Source organism: Rhodococcus sp. GXMU-t2271 (genome assembly GCF_041414735.1).
GTDB classification, from domain to species: domain Bacteria; phylum Actinomycetota; class Actinomycetes; order Mycobacteriales; family Mycobacteriaceae; genus Rhodococcus; species Rhodococcus indonesiensis.
Genome location: NZ_JAUIZP010000016.1, coordinates 91,643 through 109,151, shown reverse-complemented (window position 1 = coordinate 109,151; position 17,509 = coordinate 91,643). Strand labels below are relative to the sequence as shown.

The window sequence follows — 17,509 nt, the reverse complement described above, 5'->3', positions numbered from 1 at the left end:
GTCCTACGCTCCCTGTCGCAGCGTCGAGGCGACCTCGAGGAACGCGGCTGCGGCCGGCGACGGCTCACCCGCACGCAGCACCAGCCCGACGGGCCGGGTCAGCGGCGGTTCCAGGGGCCGCACCGTCACCGTGGGCATCTGCTGTTCGGCCACCGGCCGGGGCACCACCGTGGCGCCGGTGCCCAGGCACACCAGCTCCCATGTCGCCGCCGGGTGGGCGCAGTCGACGACGACGTTGGCGGCGTTCTCGGCAAGCAACTCGCCGGCCTTCGCAGCGTTGGTGCGATCACCGACGTCGACGACGAGCGGCACGTCCCGCACACGGACGCGCGGGACCGGATCCGGCAGGCCGGCCGCGAGGTCGTGGTGGAGGGCGAGCACGAGTTCCTGTTCGAACAGCGGCACGGTGATCATGCCGGCGTGCTCGACGGACAGGTCGGTCACCCCGATCTCGGCTTCCCCGCGTCGCAGCGCAGTGTGCACGCCGCCCGGGCCGTCCGCGTCGACGATCCGCACCAGGATGTGCGGGTAGCGGTCACGGAAGCGGCGCGCGAGCTCGATCATCGGATCGAAGGAGAACGACGAGTACGTCACCACGTCGACGCGGCCCGAGACGAGTTCGCGTACCGCGGCCACCTTCGCCTTCGCCCGTTCGACGTCGGCGAGGATCCGGCGGGCCGCTACGTCGAGCCGGCGTCCGTCCTCGGTCAGTGTGAGCCGGCGTCCGGTGCGGTCGAACAGGGTTGTGCCGAGCCGACGTTCGAGGGTCCGGATGGCCTGCGACAGCGACGGCTGCGAAATGTAGAGGGACTGGGCGGCCTTCGTGATCCCACCTCGGTCGACGACCGCGACGAAGTAGGTGATGAGGTGAAGGTCCACTCGCTTATCGTACGGGGGTGGTCACGGCCGTCGCCCAGCGGTCCGGATCGGTGCCGCATCCGGTGACCACTCCCCGGTCGGCGAGAACCAGCAGGTGGGCGTCGGTCTCGCGCACCGCGAGCCGGCGCAGCCGCGGCGCCATCGTCTCGAAGGGCCGGGACCACGAGATCCGGGTGGAGACCTCCCATGCCGTGGAGCCGGGATGCCGGGCCACGACGTCGGCGATCTCGTCCAGGCGTTCCTCGTGGTGGCCGAGCAGTGCCTGCGCGCGGGAAGCGACACCGCGGAAACGGTATTCGTGCGCGGGGAAGACCTCACCGTCGGGCAGGCCGACGGTGGCGTGCAGCGACAGCAGGTAGCGGTGCAACGGATTCGGCAGCTCACCCGGGATGGTGGAGATGTTGGGGCTGATGCGGGGGAGCATGTGGTCGCCGCTGAACACCAGTTCGTGGGTGTCGTCGACGAAGCACAGGTGACCGGGGGTGTGGCCGGGCGTCCACACGGCGCGCAGATCCCAGCCGGGCAGGTCGAGGGGGGTGCCGTCGTCGAGCACGACGTCGAGTGATTCGCGCGGCCCGAAGCGGACCAGTTCCATGACCTCGCCCGAGCGGACTTCGTCGGGCGCTCCGAGCCGGGCCAGCTGCCGGGCCCACGACGCGGCGTACCCTTCCCGGTCCGTCGCGGTGTGGTGGCCGAGCAGCGACGCGTCGGCGGCGTGCATCGCCAGCGCGGCTCCGCTGACCTCGCGCAGCCGCGGTGCCAGGCCGAAATGGTCGGGGTGCAGGTGGGTGATCGCCGCGAACCGGACCTCGGTGATGTCGTGCCCGGTCTGCCGGATCCCGTCGACGAGGGCCTGCCAGGACTGTTCCGAGTCCCAGCCGACGTCGATCAGGGCCAGGCCGTCGGGCAGCGCCAACGCGTACACCAGCACGTAGCGCAGCGGATTGTTCGGCATGGGCACGGGAATCGACCACAGCCCGGGCCGGACCTGCTCGACCGGCGGCAGCTCGCCGCGCCGCCACGCCTCCTGCTGCACGACGCCGACGACCTCGACCGCGGTCACGAGACCTCCTCCGCGAGAGTGTCGCGCAACGTGCGCTTGAGGATCTTGCCACTGGCGTTGCGCGGCAGCTCACTGACGAAGTGGACGCGCTGCGGCTTCTTGTAGGACGCGAGCCGGCCGGTGGTGAACGCGACCAGTTCGTTCTCGTCCGGTGCGGCGGTACCGTCGGCCACCCGCACGACGGCGGTGACGGCCTCGCCCCACTTGCGGTCGGGCACTCCGATCACGGCGACCTCGGCGACGGCGGGATGCTCGGCGAGCACCGACTCCACCTCGATCGGGTAGACGTTCTCGCCGCCGGTGATGATCATGTCCTTCACCCGGTCGGTGACGAACAGATATCCGTCCTCGTCGAGGTGACCGGCGTCGCCGGTGCGCAGGAACCCGTCGTCGGTGAACAGCGCCGCGGTCTCCTCCGGGCGCCGCCAGTAGCCGGACGTGTTGTGGCGGGAGCGGCACACGATCTCGCCGGACTGTCCGACCGGCAGGTCCGCACCGGTCACGACGTCACGGATGGCGAGCTCCACGCCGGGCATCGGGCGGCCCGCCGAGCGCAGCAGGTAGGACCGCGGACCGGTCGGGTCGTGGTCCTCGACGCGCAGCGCGGTGACGGAGCCGCTCGTCTCCGTCATCCCGTAGCGCTGGACGAAGCCGCATCCGAGCGTGTGCACGGCGCGGCGCAGCATCGTCGGGGTGACCGGGGAGGCGCCGTAGAAGATCAACTGCAGGCTCGACAGGTCGAACGAGTCCAGCTCGGGCAGGTCGAGCAGCATCTGCACGGTCGCGGGCACCAGGAACGCGTGGGTGATGCCGTGCTGCTCGACGAGCGAGGCGACGGTGCGCGGATGGAACTCGCCGAGCAGGACGGCGTGCACCCCGGCGGACAGGCAGGTGCTCAGCCAGCCGGCGCCGGCGATGTGGAACAGCGGCATCGCGTTCAACGCCACCGAGTCGCTCTGCCAGTGGTAGATGCGCTGTCCCTCCGCGTCGTTGTGGAGGTTGCGGTGGGTGATGAGCACGCCCTTCGGCGTGCCGGTGGTGCCGGAGGTGTAGAGCTGCAACAGGACCGTGTCCGGGTCGTCGCCGCGGCCGGGGTCGTCGTCCGTGCCGCTGCCGCCGAGCCGTTGCCACGTCCAGGCTCCCGGCAGCAGATCGTCGCCGGGTTCGGCGTCGACGAGGACGACGGGCAGGCCGGGCAGTGCGGCACGGATCGCCTCGGCTGCCGCGGCGAACCCGGACTCGACGACGAGCACGTCGAGATCCGCGTCCTCGGCGATGCGGGCGGCCTCCGCCGGGGTGAGTCGCCAGTTGAGGGGGACGAACACCAGCCCCGCCTTGCCGCAGGCGACGAACGTCTCGGCGGCCTCGAGTCGCATGCGCAGCAGGGCCCCGATCCGCCCGCCACGCCGGGCCAGCCCGTTCAGGGCGGTCGCGACCCGGTTGGTGCGCCCGTCGAGCTCGGCGAAGGTGACGGTGGTGTCGCCGCAGGTCAGTGCGAGTGCGTCCGGCCGTTCCGCCGCGTGCTGCCGGACCCGCTGCGGAAGGTGCAGACCGCTCACATCACACTCCTCGTTCCGTTCGGCGAGCGCCTCGATGCCGGGCCCGCCGTGCCCGATCAGTCGATCACCGCCGCCTCGGCGGAACAAAGTCCAAGATCCACAGCGACCGATAGCGAGTGCCTATGTCGGGGTCGGCAGCGGGCGACTGTCCCTGCGCGCAGAAGTGCTTCTTGCGCGGGTACGGACGCGCGCAAGAAGCACAACCCCGCGCGGATGTCCGGTTCGACCCCGGGGCTCAGTGCCCCAGCGCCGTGCAGCTCCCCGTCAGGACACCAGGAACCGGCCGAGTTGCGGCGCGGCCTCACCGGGGTGCTTGGCCTGGATGCCCTCGCCGATGGCCTGGAGCTTCCAGTCCTGCCCCTGCCGGTACACCTTGGCCATGACCATGCCGGTGAACGGCATACCGCCCTGCAGGGTATAGCGGGCCAGCTCGGCGTTGTTGGTGCCGTCCACCAGCCGGCAGAAGGCGTTCGCGACCTGCTCGAAGGTGTGGCCCTTGTACGAGGTGACGATGAACATGACCGTCGTGATGTGGGCCGGCACCCGGGTGAGGTCGACGAGCACGACCTCGTCGTCGCCGGCGCCCTCGCCGGTGAGGTTGTCGCCCTGGTGCTGGATCGAGCCGTCCTTCGACCGCAGCTGTCCGTAGTACGCGACGTCGACGAGGTTCTGGTCGGCGAACAGCACGGCCGACGCGTCGAGGTCGATGTCGGCGGCGCGATTGCCGAACAGGCCCCGCTTCGCGACCGGATCCCAGCCCAGCCCCATGCGCAGGTGGGTCAGGGCCACGCCGCCCTCCTTGCGGAGGGTGACCTTCTGGCCCTTGACGAGGCTGACGGGACGGCTCTTGGTGAGGCTGACCTCGGGCTGGGCGTCCTGCGCCGGCTGCGGCGCGGAGGCCTGCACGTACGGCTGCGGCGGAGCCGGCTGCGGGTAGGGCTGCTGGGCGGAAGCCGGCGGGGTGGAGTAGGCCGGCGGGACGGGCGGCGCGGCCGGAGGTGCGGGCTGAGCCGGTTGCGGGGCAGCGGCCGGCGCGTCGTCGACGCTCACGCCGTGATCGGTCACGAGCGCGGCGAATCCGCCCGCGTAGCCCTGGCCGACGGCCCGGACCTTCCAGGTGCCCTGCCGCCGGTACAGCTCGAGGGCGATCACGATCGACTCGCTGCTCAGTCCGTCGATTCGGTACTCGAAGAGGACGTTGCCGGCGGTGTCGGAGACCCGCGCGGTCGGCGGGGCGAAACGGCCGAAGCTGCTCGACGCGTCGTCGAGGGTGATGACCGCGCGCACCTGGTCGATGTCCGCCGGCACCTGGTTCAGCGACACGGCCAGTGAGGCGGCCTGCCCCGGTGCGCCGGGCACGAGCCGCACGCCCGGCCCGGTGGGCTGGTTGAAGAAGACGAAGTCGGCGTCGGAGCGCACCTTGCCGTCGGACTTGACCAGCAGCGCGGACAGGTCGGCCGGGGTGGTCAGCTCGAGGGAGACGACGACGTCGGTGGCGGTGAGGGGGCCGTTCTGACCCTTGGCGAGAGATACGGGCACGGGTGGGGTCCTCACTGTTACTGGAAACTCTGTCTCGGGGATGGTCGAGCGTCACTGCCACTGTACGAAGCCGTCTCGATCCGGGCGGATCGGGCGAACCAGGCGAGGATCTCCTCGCCGGCCCGGATCCCCGCCTGCCGGGTCACCGCGACCGTCGGGTGCCGCCAGTCCAGCGCCTCGAGTTCGCCGTGGCGCGGCCGGATCGCGGCATCGGCGGCGGTCAGCATCTCGGCATCGAGCGCGCCGTCCCCGGCGGCCAGTACGACGGCGTCCGGAACGAGCGTGCCGTCGTCGACCAGACGTCGGCGGACCTCGGCGACCGCGCGGCTCTTGCACACCGCCGACGGCATCGTGTACAGCTTGCGGCCCTGCTGGGAGGCGTTCCATCCGCGGCACCGGCACCAGTGGTCCCATTCGTCGAGGAAGCCGACGGGCTGCGCGGCGACGTCGATCACGAGATAGCAGAACAGCTCGTCGGCGACCCGGAACTTGTGCACCCAGTCGTCGGAGATGCGGCGGCGCAGTTCGGCGGTGACCTCGTCGAGTCCGGCGCCCTCGGTGCGCACGGCCGTGTCCACCGTCCGTCGCCACCCGGCGTCCGGCACCCCGTCGGCGAGGATCATGCCGCCGTTGCTGGCGATCGCGTACCGCCATGGCGCCCCGGGCAGGTCGATGCGCCGGAACTGCTCCGGGGTGCGCGTGGTGGTCGGCACCACCACCGCCGCCGCGGTGAGGTCGCGCAGGCGCTGCGCGGATGTGACGGTCACGTACGACAAGGGTGCGCTGTCGTAGTGCTCGACGCACACCAGATCGCCGTCCGGGACCGGTGATTCGCCCATCGCGGCGCGTGAGTAGATCATCGTGCGGTCGAGGTCGGTGGCGACGAGGGTGGTGGTCACGGCAGATCCTTGATCAGGCCCATGCACGAATACGCCAGGTCGGGAACCACGTCCACCGGCACGTCGCGGGCGGCGGCGAGCATCCGGATGTGCGCGTGCTCCTCGGCGTCGGCCTCGCGGACCAGCACCCGCCACGGCACGCGCCGCAGCAGCACCCGGGTGGTCTCGCCGACACCGGGTTTGACGTAGTTGACAGTGGAGATGCCGTACTCGGCCCGCACCTTCTCCACCGACTCCCAGCCCGCCCACGTGGGGGTGCGATCGGAGTCCAGGATGTTCCCGGCGGCGGTGACCGCGGCCTCCCGGTCGCCGAACTCGGCCGCCACGGTGTCGAGGAGGACCGCCGAGACGTCCTCGCCGGCAAGTTCGGCGTAGAACTTGGCGCCGTGGAACTCGCCCGGGCCGATCAGGGTTTCGTTGAGGACGGTGCGTGAAACCAGTCCGGATACAGTGGAATTCAGGCACGCCGAGGCGATGAGGAAGTCGTCGCGGGTGCCGTAGGTCCGCACGCAGTACCCGGGATCGGCGAGCACGGCGAGGTCGTCGGAAAGCTCCGGGCCGCCCGCGGCCCGGTACTCGGCCAGGGCCGCCGTGAGTTCGCGGGCGATGGCGCCCTTGCCGGTCCAGCCGTCGACGAACACCACCGAGGCCGGATCGTGTCGTGTCGTCACGTGGTCGAGGGCGGCGAAGTCGATACCACGGCCCCGCACGATCGACACCGCATAGTGCGGCAGGTTCAGCCCGTGGTGCCGCTGCGCCCAGCGACGGATCAGGATCCCGACGGGAGTGCCTGCGCGGGCCAGCGATACGAGCGTCAGGTCCCGGCCCCGTTCGGCGAGCAGCAGTTCGGTGACGGTACCGACGGCGTGGGCGAGGCGCCCCGCCGTCGCGGCGAGCACCTTGTCGAACAGTTCGCGGTAGGCGGCATCGGGTTGGTACTCGATCGGCAGCGACTCGGCGTAGTGGGCGAGGCCCGCCTGGATGCGGCGCTCGCGTTCGGCGACTTCGGCCTCGAGCGCGACGTGCGAGAGGTCCTTGAGGAGCCAACTCACCTCGTCCGCGGCGTAGGAGCCGAAGCCGGGCCCGGTCAACGGGGTCGTCATCGTCCCTCCCGGTCTGCGCGCAGCACGGCGGGATCGGTGGCGGGCACGACGGCCACGACCACGTCCTCCCCGGCGGCTGTCAGCACGTCGAGCAGGCCCCCGTCGGCACGCAGACGGTCGGTGTCGGCGGGAGCGTCCACCACGAGCAGCAGCTGTGCGCGTTCCCCCTCCGGCCACCGCGCGTTGTAGAGGTAGCGCGGAACGTCGTCCGGTTCGGGTGCGGTGAAGGTGAATCCGCGGCGCAGGGGGTAGCCGGGTACGTCCCGGACGTATGCGGGGGAGCGGGTGGTGGTCTGGAATCGTGTGGTGACGCCCCTGCGGGCGAGCGCGTCGGCGAGGCGCAGCGGCAGGTACATCAGCTCCTCGTGGCCCACGACGACGACCGGCCTCCCCGGCGACAAGGCGGCGGTCACGGCGTCGGTGGCGCGCTCGATCGCGGTGTCGAAGGCCGCGGTGTCGGTGCGCAGGAACCCGTGCCGACCGCCGTCGGGCACGACCGCCGGCCACGGCAGCGTGACGAATGTGTACGTTCCACGTTCCGGCGCAACCGGATTCAGGTCCGGGTCCGGTAGCGCGCCCACCCGCTCGGTGAGTCCGTCGGGGAGGACGGTGTGCCCCGTCGCAAGGCTCACGTGGTCGATGCGGACACCGAGCCCGGTGGCCGCTTCGGCGACGGCGCGACGGTGTTCGGCGGTGCGCATGTCCACCAGCGATGCGACGACGTACCGGGCGCGGGGACTGTGCCGGTGCAGGGACCGGATGGCGTCGACCGCGGTTGCCCCGGTGGAGATCTCGTCGTCCACCAGGATCAGCGGCGCGTCGTTCGCGAACAGCTCCGGCGACGTCGGCTGGAGCAGGTGCGACGTGGCGTGCGAGTGGCCCTCCTCGAATCCGGCGAAGGTGCCGGCGCCGGGCACGTCGCGCCGGGTGGAGTGCAGGTAGCAGCGTGCCCGCAGCCGGCTCGCCACGCAATGGCCCAGTCCCGTTGCGGTTTCGGCGAAACCGAGGACCACCGCATCGGACGCGGCGGGACCCAGCAGGTCCGCGACGAGATCGCCGAGCCGGTCGCCCGCGCCGATCACCGCGTCCGGTTCGGTGGGGATGTGCTTGCCGAGGACCGTGGAGACCAGCAGGTGCGCGCGACGGGGATTGCGGCGCAGTCCCGGCACGACGAGCTCCGGCACGGTGTAACCGGTGGCCGACGCCAGGTGCTGCAGCTCGAGCCCGAATCGTTCCGTCGCCCAGGGCGATCGCACTCCGGTGATCACCGGTCCACCAGTGCCGTCAGCAGGTCCACGAAAGTCACTCCCTTGTTGGTGACGCCGAACACCGACGCGCGCAGCAACGTCTGCTCCGCCCAGGTGCGGTGCGGGCGCCGCTCGTTCATCTTGTTGCGGTATCCGGAGGCCTGTACGCCGCCCGCATCACCGCCGAGGATGTCGACCGCGTCGTGGTACTCCTCGTGCGTCACGGCGGACAGCGCGTGCACGGCAGCCACGTGCGAGGGGTGGATCACGGTCTTGCCCTGGATGCCGTTCGCCCGGTCCAGGGCAATCTCCCGCAGCAGGCCGTCGAGGTCTCGGCTGACGAGCTGCTGCCGGAACAGCACCGCGTCGTGCTCGGCGAACGGGGTGGCCCGCAGCATCGGCCGGAACATGCGCTCGTGGTCGGCGAAGTACTCCCAGACCGGACCGGTGATGACGAATCCGGTGCCGTCGGTGCGGCCCAGGTAGTTGACGACGTCCGCGATGACGTCGACCACGACCCGCACGTCGTAGATGGTCAGGTCGCGGTCGCGGCGGATGCCGAAGGTGGCGCACATGTCGGTGGCGCCGATCCGCACGGCCAGCACGCGGTCGCGGTGCCCGGCCAGGAGCGCGGCGATCTGCTGGAGCTCGCCGTCGCGGGTCTGCCGGTGCACCAGCTCGGCGGATTCGAGCACCGGCATCGCGTACAGGTGCTTGCCGAGGCGCTCGGACGCCGCAGCCACGGCGTCGAGGAACGCCGGCCCCGAGGCCGCGGTGAACTTGGGCAGGACGAAGCCGGTCAGCGCGGCGACGCCCGGGCCCAGCGTCTCGGCGATGCGGTCGACACCGTCGGGGGTGCGCACCCGCACGAACAGCAGCATCGTCGAGGCGGCGGTGCCGGCGAGTGCGTCGAGGGTGGCGACCGCGTTGCGCAGGCCGTCCTCGACCTCGTGGTCGGCGACGGCGTCCTCGAGGTCGATCACCATCGAGGCGACGCCCTCCCCGCTGCGGCGCGCGATCGTGGCGGCGAGATCCGTGCGGGTGGCGGGCACGTACAGGGTCGCCCCGAGCGCGACGGCGAGCCGCTCACGCTCGTCGGCATCGGAGAACGGTCGCGGCAAATGCAGGAACAAGGTGTCCCGGGCCGCGTCGTCGAGGTGGTGGAAATGATGCATCGTGCGCATGTCGGTGAAGGATCCCCCACTCATACCTCGTCCGTTCGTCCTCTCATTCGTTGCACCACACCGGCGATGAAGCGCGAAACGGCGTCGAGCTCCCGAACGTACGCCCAGTAGTCGGGGTGTACTCCGGTGAGCGAACCGACTGCCCTGTCGATCCGATCGAGCTGCGCGTCGAGCACCGAGCCCCATTCTGCGGTCAACCCCCTTTGGACCGCGAGTTGTTGCGCGTCGCGCAGACGGAACCGTACCTGCTCCATCTTCGCGGCCGGATCACGGCGGACCTCGCGGAGGACCGACAGCCGGTCGGTGACGGCGTCGACGTACCGCTCGGCCTGGGTGAGGGATGCCCGGGCCGCCGCGGTCAGTTCGAGCGCCTGTTCGGGCCGGTTCGCGGCCGATGCCGTTCGCGCAGCGGACACGTCGGCGTCGGCCCGATCGAGGAACTCGCGGGCGGCGCGTTCGTTGCCGGCCAGGTCGGCGGAGCTGGCGGCGTTGAACTCGCGCAGCAGCGCCGAGAACGCCGGCGCCAGGCTCTCGGCACGGGTGCGCACCGCCGACAACCGGGTTGTGACCGATGCCACAGCCTTCCGGGCGGACTCGGCTCGGTCCGGTGCCTGCGCGAGGGCGCGGCGCAGGGCCGTCGCCGCCTCCTCTGTCCGGCGTGCCGCTGTTCGGACCGCTCCGGTTCCCCCGGCCGCATCGAGCGCCCGGATCTCCGCGTCGAGTGTGTCCGCCGCGGCCCGCACGGACGGGTAGTCGGCGTAGGCCGCCTGCTCGGGCGCGGTCACCAGTGCCGCCGCGGCCTGCGCCTCGGTACGGACCTGCCGGGCGAGCTGCGGGACGGTCCGGGCCACCGCGACCGAGTGCTCGAGGTGCGCACGGTGGCGCTCGTAGAACTGGTCGAGGGTGCGGGTGGCGAGACCGATCTGCTGCAGGGCCTGTTCGTAGGCCGGGGCGGGAGCGAGCGGATCGGACGGTTCGGTGCGGGAGAGGTTCAGGTACGTCTCGGCCGCGCGGTAGCACTCTTCACGGACGGGTTCCCACTCCCGCCGCAGGCCGCGCTGCGGGGTGAGTTCGTGCGAGGCCGTGACCCCGGCCTCGGCGACGGACTGGCGCCGGTCCATGTCGAGGAACGCGGCGACCATCGCGTCGTAGGCGCGCAGCGCCACCGGATCGTCGGTGCTCCCACCCCCGAAGAGGCGGCGCGTCCATCGGCTCGCCACGCCCCGAATGGTACTGGTCCGCGCCCTTCCGCCCCGTGTGCGTGCGGAGCGCGGGGGCGTGGGCCCGGAACAGCTATTAGGGTGGTGGGACACGCGCAAATCGGGCGTGCCCGCCCGGGCACCTCGTCCGGACCGACAGATCGAAAGGACCCCGCATGGGCGTCAGCTTGACCAAGGGCGGCAATGTTTCCCTCACCAAGGAAGCGCCGAACCTCACCGCCGTGGCCGTCGGCCTCGGCTGGGACATCCGCACCACCACCGGTGCCGACTTCGACCTCGACGCCAGCGCGATCGCGACCGGCGGTGACAAGAAGGTCGTGTCGGACCAGCACTTCGTCTTCTTCAACAACCTCAAGTCCCCCGACGGCTCGATCGAGCACATCGGCGACAACCGCACCGGTGAGGGCGAGGGCGACGACGAGGTCATCAACGTCGACCTGAGCGCCGTGCCGGCGAACATCGAGAGCATCTTCTTCCCGGTCTCGATCTACGACGCCGACTCCCGCAGCCAGTCGTTCGGTCAGGTCCGCAACGCCTACATCCGCGTCGTCGACCGTGCCAACGGCAACGAACTCGCCCGCTACGACCTCTCGGAGGACGCGTCCACCGAGACCGCCATGGTCTTCGGGGAGCTGTACCGGCACGGTGCGGAGTGGAAGTTCCGCGCCATCGGGCAGGGCTACGCGTCCGGCCTCGCGGGCATCGCCCGCGACTACGGTGTCAACGTCTGACGTCGACCCGGACCCCGGAACCGGCCCCCGGCTTCGTCGCCGGGGGCCGCTTTCCTTGATTCACCGATAGTTTGCTGCAGTAACCACCCTGCACCGCCCGATCCAGACAGAAAGGCCACGCTTCGTGGTTCTGCGCATTTTCGGCATATCGTTCGCCGTCACCGTCGTGTCCCTGGTGGTCGCCTTCCTCTACGGCGGACCCCAGGCGCTGTTCCTCGCCACCATCCTCGGCATCCTCGAGGTCTCGCTCTCGTTCGACAACGCGGTCATCAACGCCACCGTGCTGCAGCGGATGAGCGAGTTCTGGCAGAAGATCTTCCTCACCATCGGCATCCTCATCGCCGTGTTCGGCATGCGGTTGATCTTCCCGCTGCTCATCGTGTGGGTCGCCTCCGGCCTCGGTCCCGTCGAGGCACTCGACCTCGCCCTGAACCCACCGCCCAACGATGCCGCCTACTTCCCCGACGGCAGCCCCAGCTACGAGACCATCATCACCGACGCCCACCCGCAGATCGCCGGCTTCGGTGGCATGTTCCTGCTGATGCTGTTCCTGAACTTCGTCTTCGAGGAACGCGAGATCAAGTGGCTCGCGTGGCTCGAGCGTCCGCTCGCGCGGGCCGGCAAGCTCGACCAGCTCGAGGTCGTCGTCGCGTCGGTGCTGCTCGTGCTGACCGCCACGATCCTCGCCCCCGAGGACAAGGTCTCCACGGTGATGATCGCCGGCGTACTCGGCATGATCACCTACATCGCCGTCAACGGCCTCGGCGAGATGTTCCACATCCCCGAGGAGGGTGAGGAAGAAACCGCCGGCGGGCCCAGCCAGCTGGCCAAGGCCACCGGCAAGGCCGGCTTCTTCCTGTTCCTCTACCTCGAGGTGCTCGACGCGTCGTTCTCCTTCGACGGCGTGATCGGCGCATTCGCGATCACCTCCGATCCGATCATCATCGCGCTGGGCCTCGGTTTCATCGGCGCGATGTTCGTCCGCTCGATCACGGTGTTCCTCGTCCGCAAGGGCACCCTGTCGGAGTACCGCTACCTCGAGCACGGCGCGCACTGGGCGATCGGTGCGCTCGCGTTCATCCTGCTGTACTCGATCGGCCATCACGTGAACGAGATCATCACGGGTCTGGTGGGGGTCGCGCTCATCGGCGCCGCGTTCGCCAGCAGCATCCGGCGCAATCGTCAGGAGATGAAGGCGCCGGTCGCCGCCTGACCGCACGACATCGATGGGAACCTGCGATCGGTTCGAGCGATCGCAGGTTCCCATCTTCGTATCCAGGGAAAGGTTCCATCCATGGCAATCGACTACACCCGGCCCCCGAAGAACCCCGGCGACGACAAGGGCGGAGTCGGCCTGAGCAAGATCAGTCTCACCAAGGCTGCTCCGACGGTCGATCTCGCCAAGTCCGGCAGCGGAATCACCCTGGTGAACCTGAACTGGTCACAGGCCGGCTCCCCGACCCCACCGAAAAAGGGATTCCTCGCCAAGCTCACCGGCGGCGCGGCGGCCCGCGGCGTCGACCTCGACCTCGGCTGTCTCTACGAGCTCGCCGACGGCTCCAAGGGTGTCGTTCAGGCACTCGGCAACAGCTTCGGTGCGCTGCAGAAACCTCCGTTCGTCGCGCTGGACGGCGACGACCGGACCGGCGCCGTCTCCGCCGGTGAGACCATGCGAATCGACCTGGGACAACCCGAGCGATTCCGCCGGATCCTGATCTTCGCGATGATCTACGAGGGCGCCCCTAACTGGGCTGCCGTGGACGGCGTCGTCACCCTCACCCCGCCCTCCGGGCCGCAGATCGAGGTGCGCCTCGACTCGCCGAACAACGGCGCACGGATCTGTGCCATCGCGATGCTGCAGAACACCGGCCGCGAGATCAGCGTCTCGCGGCTCGTCGAATACGTCGACGGCAGCCAGTCCGACCTCGACCGTGCCTACGGCTGGGGCATGAACTGGGCGCCGGGCCGGAAGTAGCCACGCCTGCGCACCCCGGCGTCCGCACCGATACGGGATCCTCACCGTGTCGATGACAACTCGCGCAGCAGCGTCTCGGCGTCGGCGAACGCCCCGGCCCGCCGCACGACGGTGGGCGGCGCCGGGGGATGCCCGCCCCACCCGTGGAACAGCGTGCTCAGGCTCAGGACGATCCGCTCCGGATGGATCCAGTCGTCCCACCGGACGAATTCGGGATCGCGCACCAACTGCCGGGCCGCCTCGAGCGGCCCGGCGCCGCGCGCGTACTGTTCCCGGCCGGCCTGCTCGAGCCACACCCAGTAGGCGCGCAACTCGCGGATCTCGTCCGGTCCGCACAGCGGCCCGTGGCCCGGCACGTAGACGTCGGCGTCCAGGGCCAGCAGCCGATCGATCGCGGCGATCCAGTTCTCCAGCGGTCCGTGCCACAGAATCGGCGTCGAGCCGATGAACAGCAGGTCACCGGCGAAGACCACGCCGGCGTCCGGCACGTGCACGATCGCGTCTCCGGCGGTGTGGCACGGCCCGAGACGCTCCAGCATCACCGGACGTTGTCCCACCTCGAGCCGCAGATCGGTGTCGAAGGTGTGGTCGGGCAGCCGGGGCGACCGCCACGGCAGGTGGGCGCCGCCCGGCACCCGGCGCATGTAGGCGGCCGCGGCGCCGATCCGGCCGGGCACCGCGCCCAGCCACCGGCCCGCCGTCGCCAGCGCCGCCACCGCGGCCGGCGGCAGATCCTCGCGCATGCCGCGCAGCGCGGCCGCACTGGTCGTGATGCGGGTCGTCGCGGGCAGCGTGTCGTTGCCCCACCAGTGGTCGCCGTCGGAGTGGGTGTTGACGGCCTCGGTGATCGGTGCCCGCGCCACCAGCGGCTGCTGCGCCTCCGCGATCCGGCGTGCCAGGCGGGTGTCCCAGGCAGTGTCCACGACCAGTGACGCCGTGCCCGCATCGACGACGAGACCGGTGTTCGCCTCGCCCCAGCCGCCCGGTGCCCGCACGAACGCCCACACCCCGTCGCCGATCTGCGTCGATCCGCCGTCGCCCACGATTCGCCCCCTGTCCACGGTGGCGGAGAGTCTAATAGCAGGCGCCGGACCGGAGGTTTGCTCCCCGACGGGCCCGGGAACGCGGTACGGGTCGCACCGGCGACGGCACGAGCGAGGGGATTCTCATGGGCACGACAGTTGCGGTCACCGGACCCACCGGCGAGATCGGCAGAGCCGCGGTCGCGGCCCTCGAACAGGACCCGCGCATCGACCGGATCCTCGGCATGGCACGAAGCCCGTTCGACCCCGCCGCGCAGGGGTGGACCAAGACCGAGTACCGGCAGGGAGACATCCTCGACCGTGGCGCCGTCGACGCCCTGGTCGCGGAGGCCGACGTCGTCGTGCACCTGGCGTTCGTCATCATGGGTTCGCGGGCCGAGAGCCACCGGATCAACATCGCGGGCACCCGCAACGTCTTCGAGGCGACGGTCGCCGCGGCCCGGCCGCGACGCCTCGTGTACACCTCGTCCGTCGCTGCATACGGCTACCACCCGGACAATCCGACCCCGATCACCGAGGACGTGCCCACCCGCGGCTCGCACGAGCACTACTACTCGGAGCAGAAGGCCGAACTCGAGCGCGTCCTCGACGAGGTCACCCGCGGATCGGATCTCGAGGTGTTCGTGCTGCGGCCGTGCATCGTCGCGGGACCGAACGCGACCGCCCTGGCCGACGCCATGCCGTGGCGGCAGATCGCCGAGCACCTGCCCGGAGCCGTGCGGAAGGCCGCGGGTGCCCTGCCGCTGCCACCGCCGCTGTTCCCGGACCCGGGTCACCCGCTCCAGCTCGTGCACCACGACGACGTGGCGAGTGCCGTGGGCGCGGCGGTGACGTCCGACGGGCCGCCCGGCGCGTACAACATCGCCGGTGACGGGGTGGTCTCGCTGTCGGACGTGGCGACCGCGCTCGGTGCCCAGCCGGTCCGCGTCCCCGCCGCGGTCGCGACGGCGGCGTCGGCCGTGGTGGCGCGAATGCCGTTCCTGCCCTCGCTCGTCGAGTGGATCCACACCGGCCGCACGTCCGTCGTGATGGACACGACGAAGGCCCGGACACAGCTCGGCTGGCAGCCGCGCTACACGAGCGCCCAGACCCTGGAGGCGCTGGCGCAGGCGGTGCGTGAAGTCCGGTAGCGGGGTTCAGCGTCGCGCGGCCGCATGCGCGGCCATTCGGACCGGGGCGTTGACGGTGCCGTGACCCCGGTAGCCGCCGCGCCGCTGCACCAGCTCGAAGAACACCCGCGCGCTGACGACCCTGGTGAACACCTGGAACAGTTCGCCACCGTCCTCGTCCCGGTCGTAGAGCACGTTGTACTCCCGAAGGGCGGCAAGCAGTTCCGGATCCGGAGCGAGCCGCGCATCCAGATCGTCGTAGTAGTTGGCGGGGATCTCCAGCACCGGCGCGCCCGAATCATGCAGATTGCGTGCCGCTTCCACCGCATCGTCGACCCCGAACGCGATGTGCTGAGGGTGCCGCACCCCCGGCGCCCACTCCCCGCGCCGCAGCACGGGCGCGATGAGGCCGACCTCGAAACCGTCCGCGGCCAGGACACGGCTGCGCACCAGACCGAACGGCCCGGCGTATTCGGCCGCCTCGGCATCGTTCAGGCCCAGCACCGAGCGGTAGAACAGGGTGGCTTCGTCGAAGCGGTCGTAGGCCTGGGTCAGTGCGACGTACTCGGTGCATCGCACGCCCACCGTCCTGGCCGGCGACGTGCCGGTGGGGCGGAAGTCGTTGCGCCAGTCGGCGGTACCGTCTGCTTCCGCCGAGAGGAACAGGGCGGTGCCGTCCGGGGAGACCACCGCGGACAACGGTGCCTCACCCGGCCCGACGACCCGCGCCAGCTGAGGTGCCAGCAGCTCGTGGGCGTGCCGGGAGACGGCGCCGACATCCGCGACCTCGATCCCGAGGGCGGTGACGGCGGCGCCGTCGGCCGCACTGTGGGCCGGGTTCGAGGTGTTCACCAGCACGCGCGCGTCCTCCTGTTCCCACAGCTCCACCGGCTTGCTGTGGTGCTGTCCCGAGTGCGTGAAGCCGAGCGCGGCGAGAGCCTCACGGACCGGTTCCGCGGCGGTGGGCGGGGTTCCGATCTCCGTGAACGCGTGCCCGCGCACCTGCACCGGTTCGGGGTCACCGTCGAGGCGCAATTCCAGATCGAGCAGCGAACGCATCGCGTCGATCGCCGTCGGCACCGGGGCCGACTGGCGGAACACGTCGTTGAACACCTCGAGCGAGAGCGGGCCGGTGTAGCCGGCGTCGAGGACGTGGGCGACGAGTCCGACGAGATCGAACTCGCCCTCGCCCGGGAACACCCGGTAGTGGCGGCTCCACTGCAGGACGTTCATGTCCATCTCCGGTGCGTCGGAGAGCTGCAGGAAGAAGATCTTCTCGCCCGGGATGTCCGCGATCCCGGCAACGTCCTTGGTGCGGGAGAAGATGTGGAAGCTGTCGAGACACAGGCCGAGGGCCGGATGATCGGCCCGGCGCACGATCTCCCACGAGCGCTGCCAGGTGTTCACGTGGCGGCCCCACGCCAGGGCCTCGAAGGCGATCCGCATGCCGCGCTGCGCCGCCGCATCCGCCAGCTCCCGCAGTTGCGCGGCGGCGAGGTCGACATCGTCGACGGTGTGCGGCGAGACCGACGAGCACACCAGCACGAGGTCGGTGCCGAGTTGTTCCATCACGTCGAACTTGTGCCGCGCGCGGCGCATGTTGCGGGCGTGGATGTCGGCCGGGACGGCCTCGAAGTCGCGGAACGGTTGATACAGCGGAATGCTCAGCCCGAGTTCGGCGCAGCGCTCGCGCACTGCCGCGGGCGTGAGCGGGGAGCCGATCAGGTCAGGTTCGAACAGTTCGATGCCGTCGAAGCCGGCGTGGGCGGCGGCGACGAGCTTGTCCTCGAGGGTGCCGGACAGGCACACCGTGGCAATTGCCTTGGCGCGCTTGGTTCCGGGTCGGGAGTGGGTCATGGTCGGGTTCCTCCACAGCGGCCGCCTGTGCGGGCGGGCGCGGAATCGGGGACCGATGCGCCGGGGCGGGTTCGCCCCGGCGGTATCGGCACGGACGGCTC

Annotated in this window: 15 protein-coding genes; 4 read left to right on the top strand and 11 right to left on the bottom strand. The window is 70.8% G+C overall.

The features are described 5' to 3' along the window. Window positions 1-3: 3 nt before the first annotated feature. From QYS60_RS06015 to QYS60_RS05975, 9 genes are all read right to left on the bottom strand, one after another. Complete coding sequence (locus tag QYS60_RS06015; RefSeq protein WP_003938578.1) at window positions 4-879, bottom strand: LysR family transcriptional regulator; 876 nt, start codon at window positions 877-879, stop codon at window positions 4-6. A gap of 4 nt (window positions 880-883) precedes the next feature. Beyond that, on the bottom strand, window positions 884-1,942 hold the full coding sequence (locus tag QYS60_RS06010) for an MBL fold metallo-hydrolase (protein ID WP_371382656.1): 1,059 nt from the start codon (window positions 1,940-1,942) through the stop codon (window positions 884-886). Next, a complete protein-coding gene (locus tag QYS60_RS06005) occupies window positions 1,939-3,501 on the bottom strand; it encodes a long-chain-fatty-acid--CoA ligase (protein ID WP_371382655.1) in 1,563 nt (520 codons plus the stop codon). Before QYS60_RS06005 ends, QYS60_RS06010 begins: the two co-directional genes overlap by 4 nt. Window positions 3,502-3,765: 264 nt before the next feature. Further along, window positions 3,766-5,040, bottom strand: a complete 1,275-nt coding sequence (locus tag QYS60_RS06000) for a TerD family protein (RefSeq protein ID WP_371382654.1) — start codon at window positions 5,038-5,040, stop codon at window positions 3,766-3,768. A gap of 17 nt (window positions 5,041-5,057) precedes the next feature. Further along, window positions 5,058-5,900, bottom strand: coding sequence for an HAD family hydrolase (locus QYS60_RS05995; RefSeq protein WP_371382687.1), 843 nt, complete (start codon window positions 5,898-5,900; stop codon window positions 5,058-5,060). A 35-nt stretch (window positions 5,901-5,935) separates the two neighbouring features. Further along, a complete protein-coding gene (locus QYS60_RS05990) occupies window positions 5,936-7,042 on the bottom strand; it encodes a cysteine protease StiP family protein (RefSeq protein ID WP_371382653.1) in 1,107 nt (368 codons plus the stop codon). Then, window positions 7,039-8,310, bottom strand: coding sequence for a phosphoribosyltransferase family protein (locus QYS60_RS05985; RefSeq protein ID WP_289378006.1), 1,272 nt, complete (start codon window positions 8,308-8,310; stop codon window positions 7,039-7,041). Before QYS60_RS05985 ends, QYS60_RS05990 begins: the two co-directional genes overlap by 4 nt. Further along, the gene (locus QYS60_RS05980; RefSeq protein ID WP_371382652.1) at window positions 8,307-9,497 is read right to left on the bottom strand and encodes an HpcH/HpaI aldolase/citrate lyase family protein; all 1,191 of its coding nucleotides are present in this window, start codon (window positions 9,495-9,497) and stop codon (window positions 8,307-8,309) included. The genes QYS60_RS05985 and QYS60_RS05980 overlap by 4 nt, the downstream gene beginning before the upstream one ends. After that, window positions 9,494-10,615 (bottom strand): hypothetical protein, encoded by a 1,122-nt coding sequence (locus QYS60_RS05975; protein ID WP_289378034.1) that lies wholly within the window; start codon window positions 10,613-10,615, stop codon window positions 9,494-9,496. The genes QYS60_RS05980 and QYS60_RS05975 overlap by 4 nt, the downstream gene beginning before the upstream one ends. Before the next feature lie 233 nt (window positions 10,616-10,848). Between QYS60_RS05975 and QYS60_RS05970 the strand changes: the two genes are divergently transcribed. The 3 genes from QYS60_RS05970 to QYS60_RS05960 all read left to right on the top strand — a co-directional run bounded on the left by QYS60_RS05970 (window position 10,849) and on the right by QYS60_RS05960 (window position 13,399). After that, a complete protein-coding gene (locus QYS60_RS05970; protein WP_003938785.1) occupies window positions 10,849-11,424 on the top strand; it encodes a TerD family protein in 576 nt (191 codons plus the stop codon). A gap of 124 nt (window positions 11,425-11,548) precedes the next feature. Further along, window positions 11,549-12,637: a DUF475 domain-containing protein gene (locus tag QYS60_RS05965; protein WP_371382651.1), complete on the top strand. Its 1,089-nt coding sequence runs from the start codon at window positions 11,549-11,551 to the stop codon at window positions 12,635-12,637. Between the two features lie 81 nt (window positions 12,638-12,718). After that, on the top strand, window positions 12,719-13,399 hold the full coding sequence (locus tag QYS60_RS05960; protein ID WP_054372643.1) for a Tellurium resistance: 681 nt from the start codon (window positions 12,719-12,721) through the stop codon (window positions 13,397-13,399). A gap of 41 nt (window positions 13,400-13,440) precedes the next feature. Here the strand turns inward: QYS60_RS05960 and QYS60_RS05955 are convergent, their stop codons facing one another. Further along, a complete protein-coding gene (locus QYS60_RS05955) occupies window positions 13,441-14,442 on the bottom strand; it encodes an MBL fold metallo-hydrolase (protein ID WP_371382686.1) in 1,002 nt (333 codons plus the stop codon). A gap of 125 nt (window positions 14,443-14,567) precedes the next feature. Between QYS60_RS05955 and QYS60_RS05950 the strand changes: the two genes are divergently transcribed. Continuing rightward, the gene (locus QYS60_RS05950; RefSeq protein WP_289378009.1) at window positions 14,568-15,572 is read left to right on the top strand and encodes an NAD-dependent epimerase/dehydratase family protein; all 1,005 of its coding nucleotides are present in this window, start codon (window positions 14,568-14,570) and stop codon (window positions 15,570-15,572) included. A 6-nt stretch (window positions 15,573-15,578) separates the two neighbouring features. On the opposite strand, the gene QYS60_RS05945 is transcribed toward QYS60_RS05950, so the two are convergent. Then, window positions 15,579-17,408 (bottom strand): TIM barrel protein, encoded by a 1,830-nt coding sequence (locus QYS60_RS05945; protein ID WP_371382650.1) that lies wholly within the window; start codon window positions 17,406-17,408, stop codon window positions 15,579-15,581. Between the last annotated feature and the right edge of the window lie 101 nt (window positions 17,409-17,509).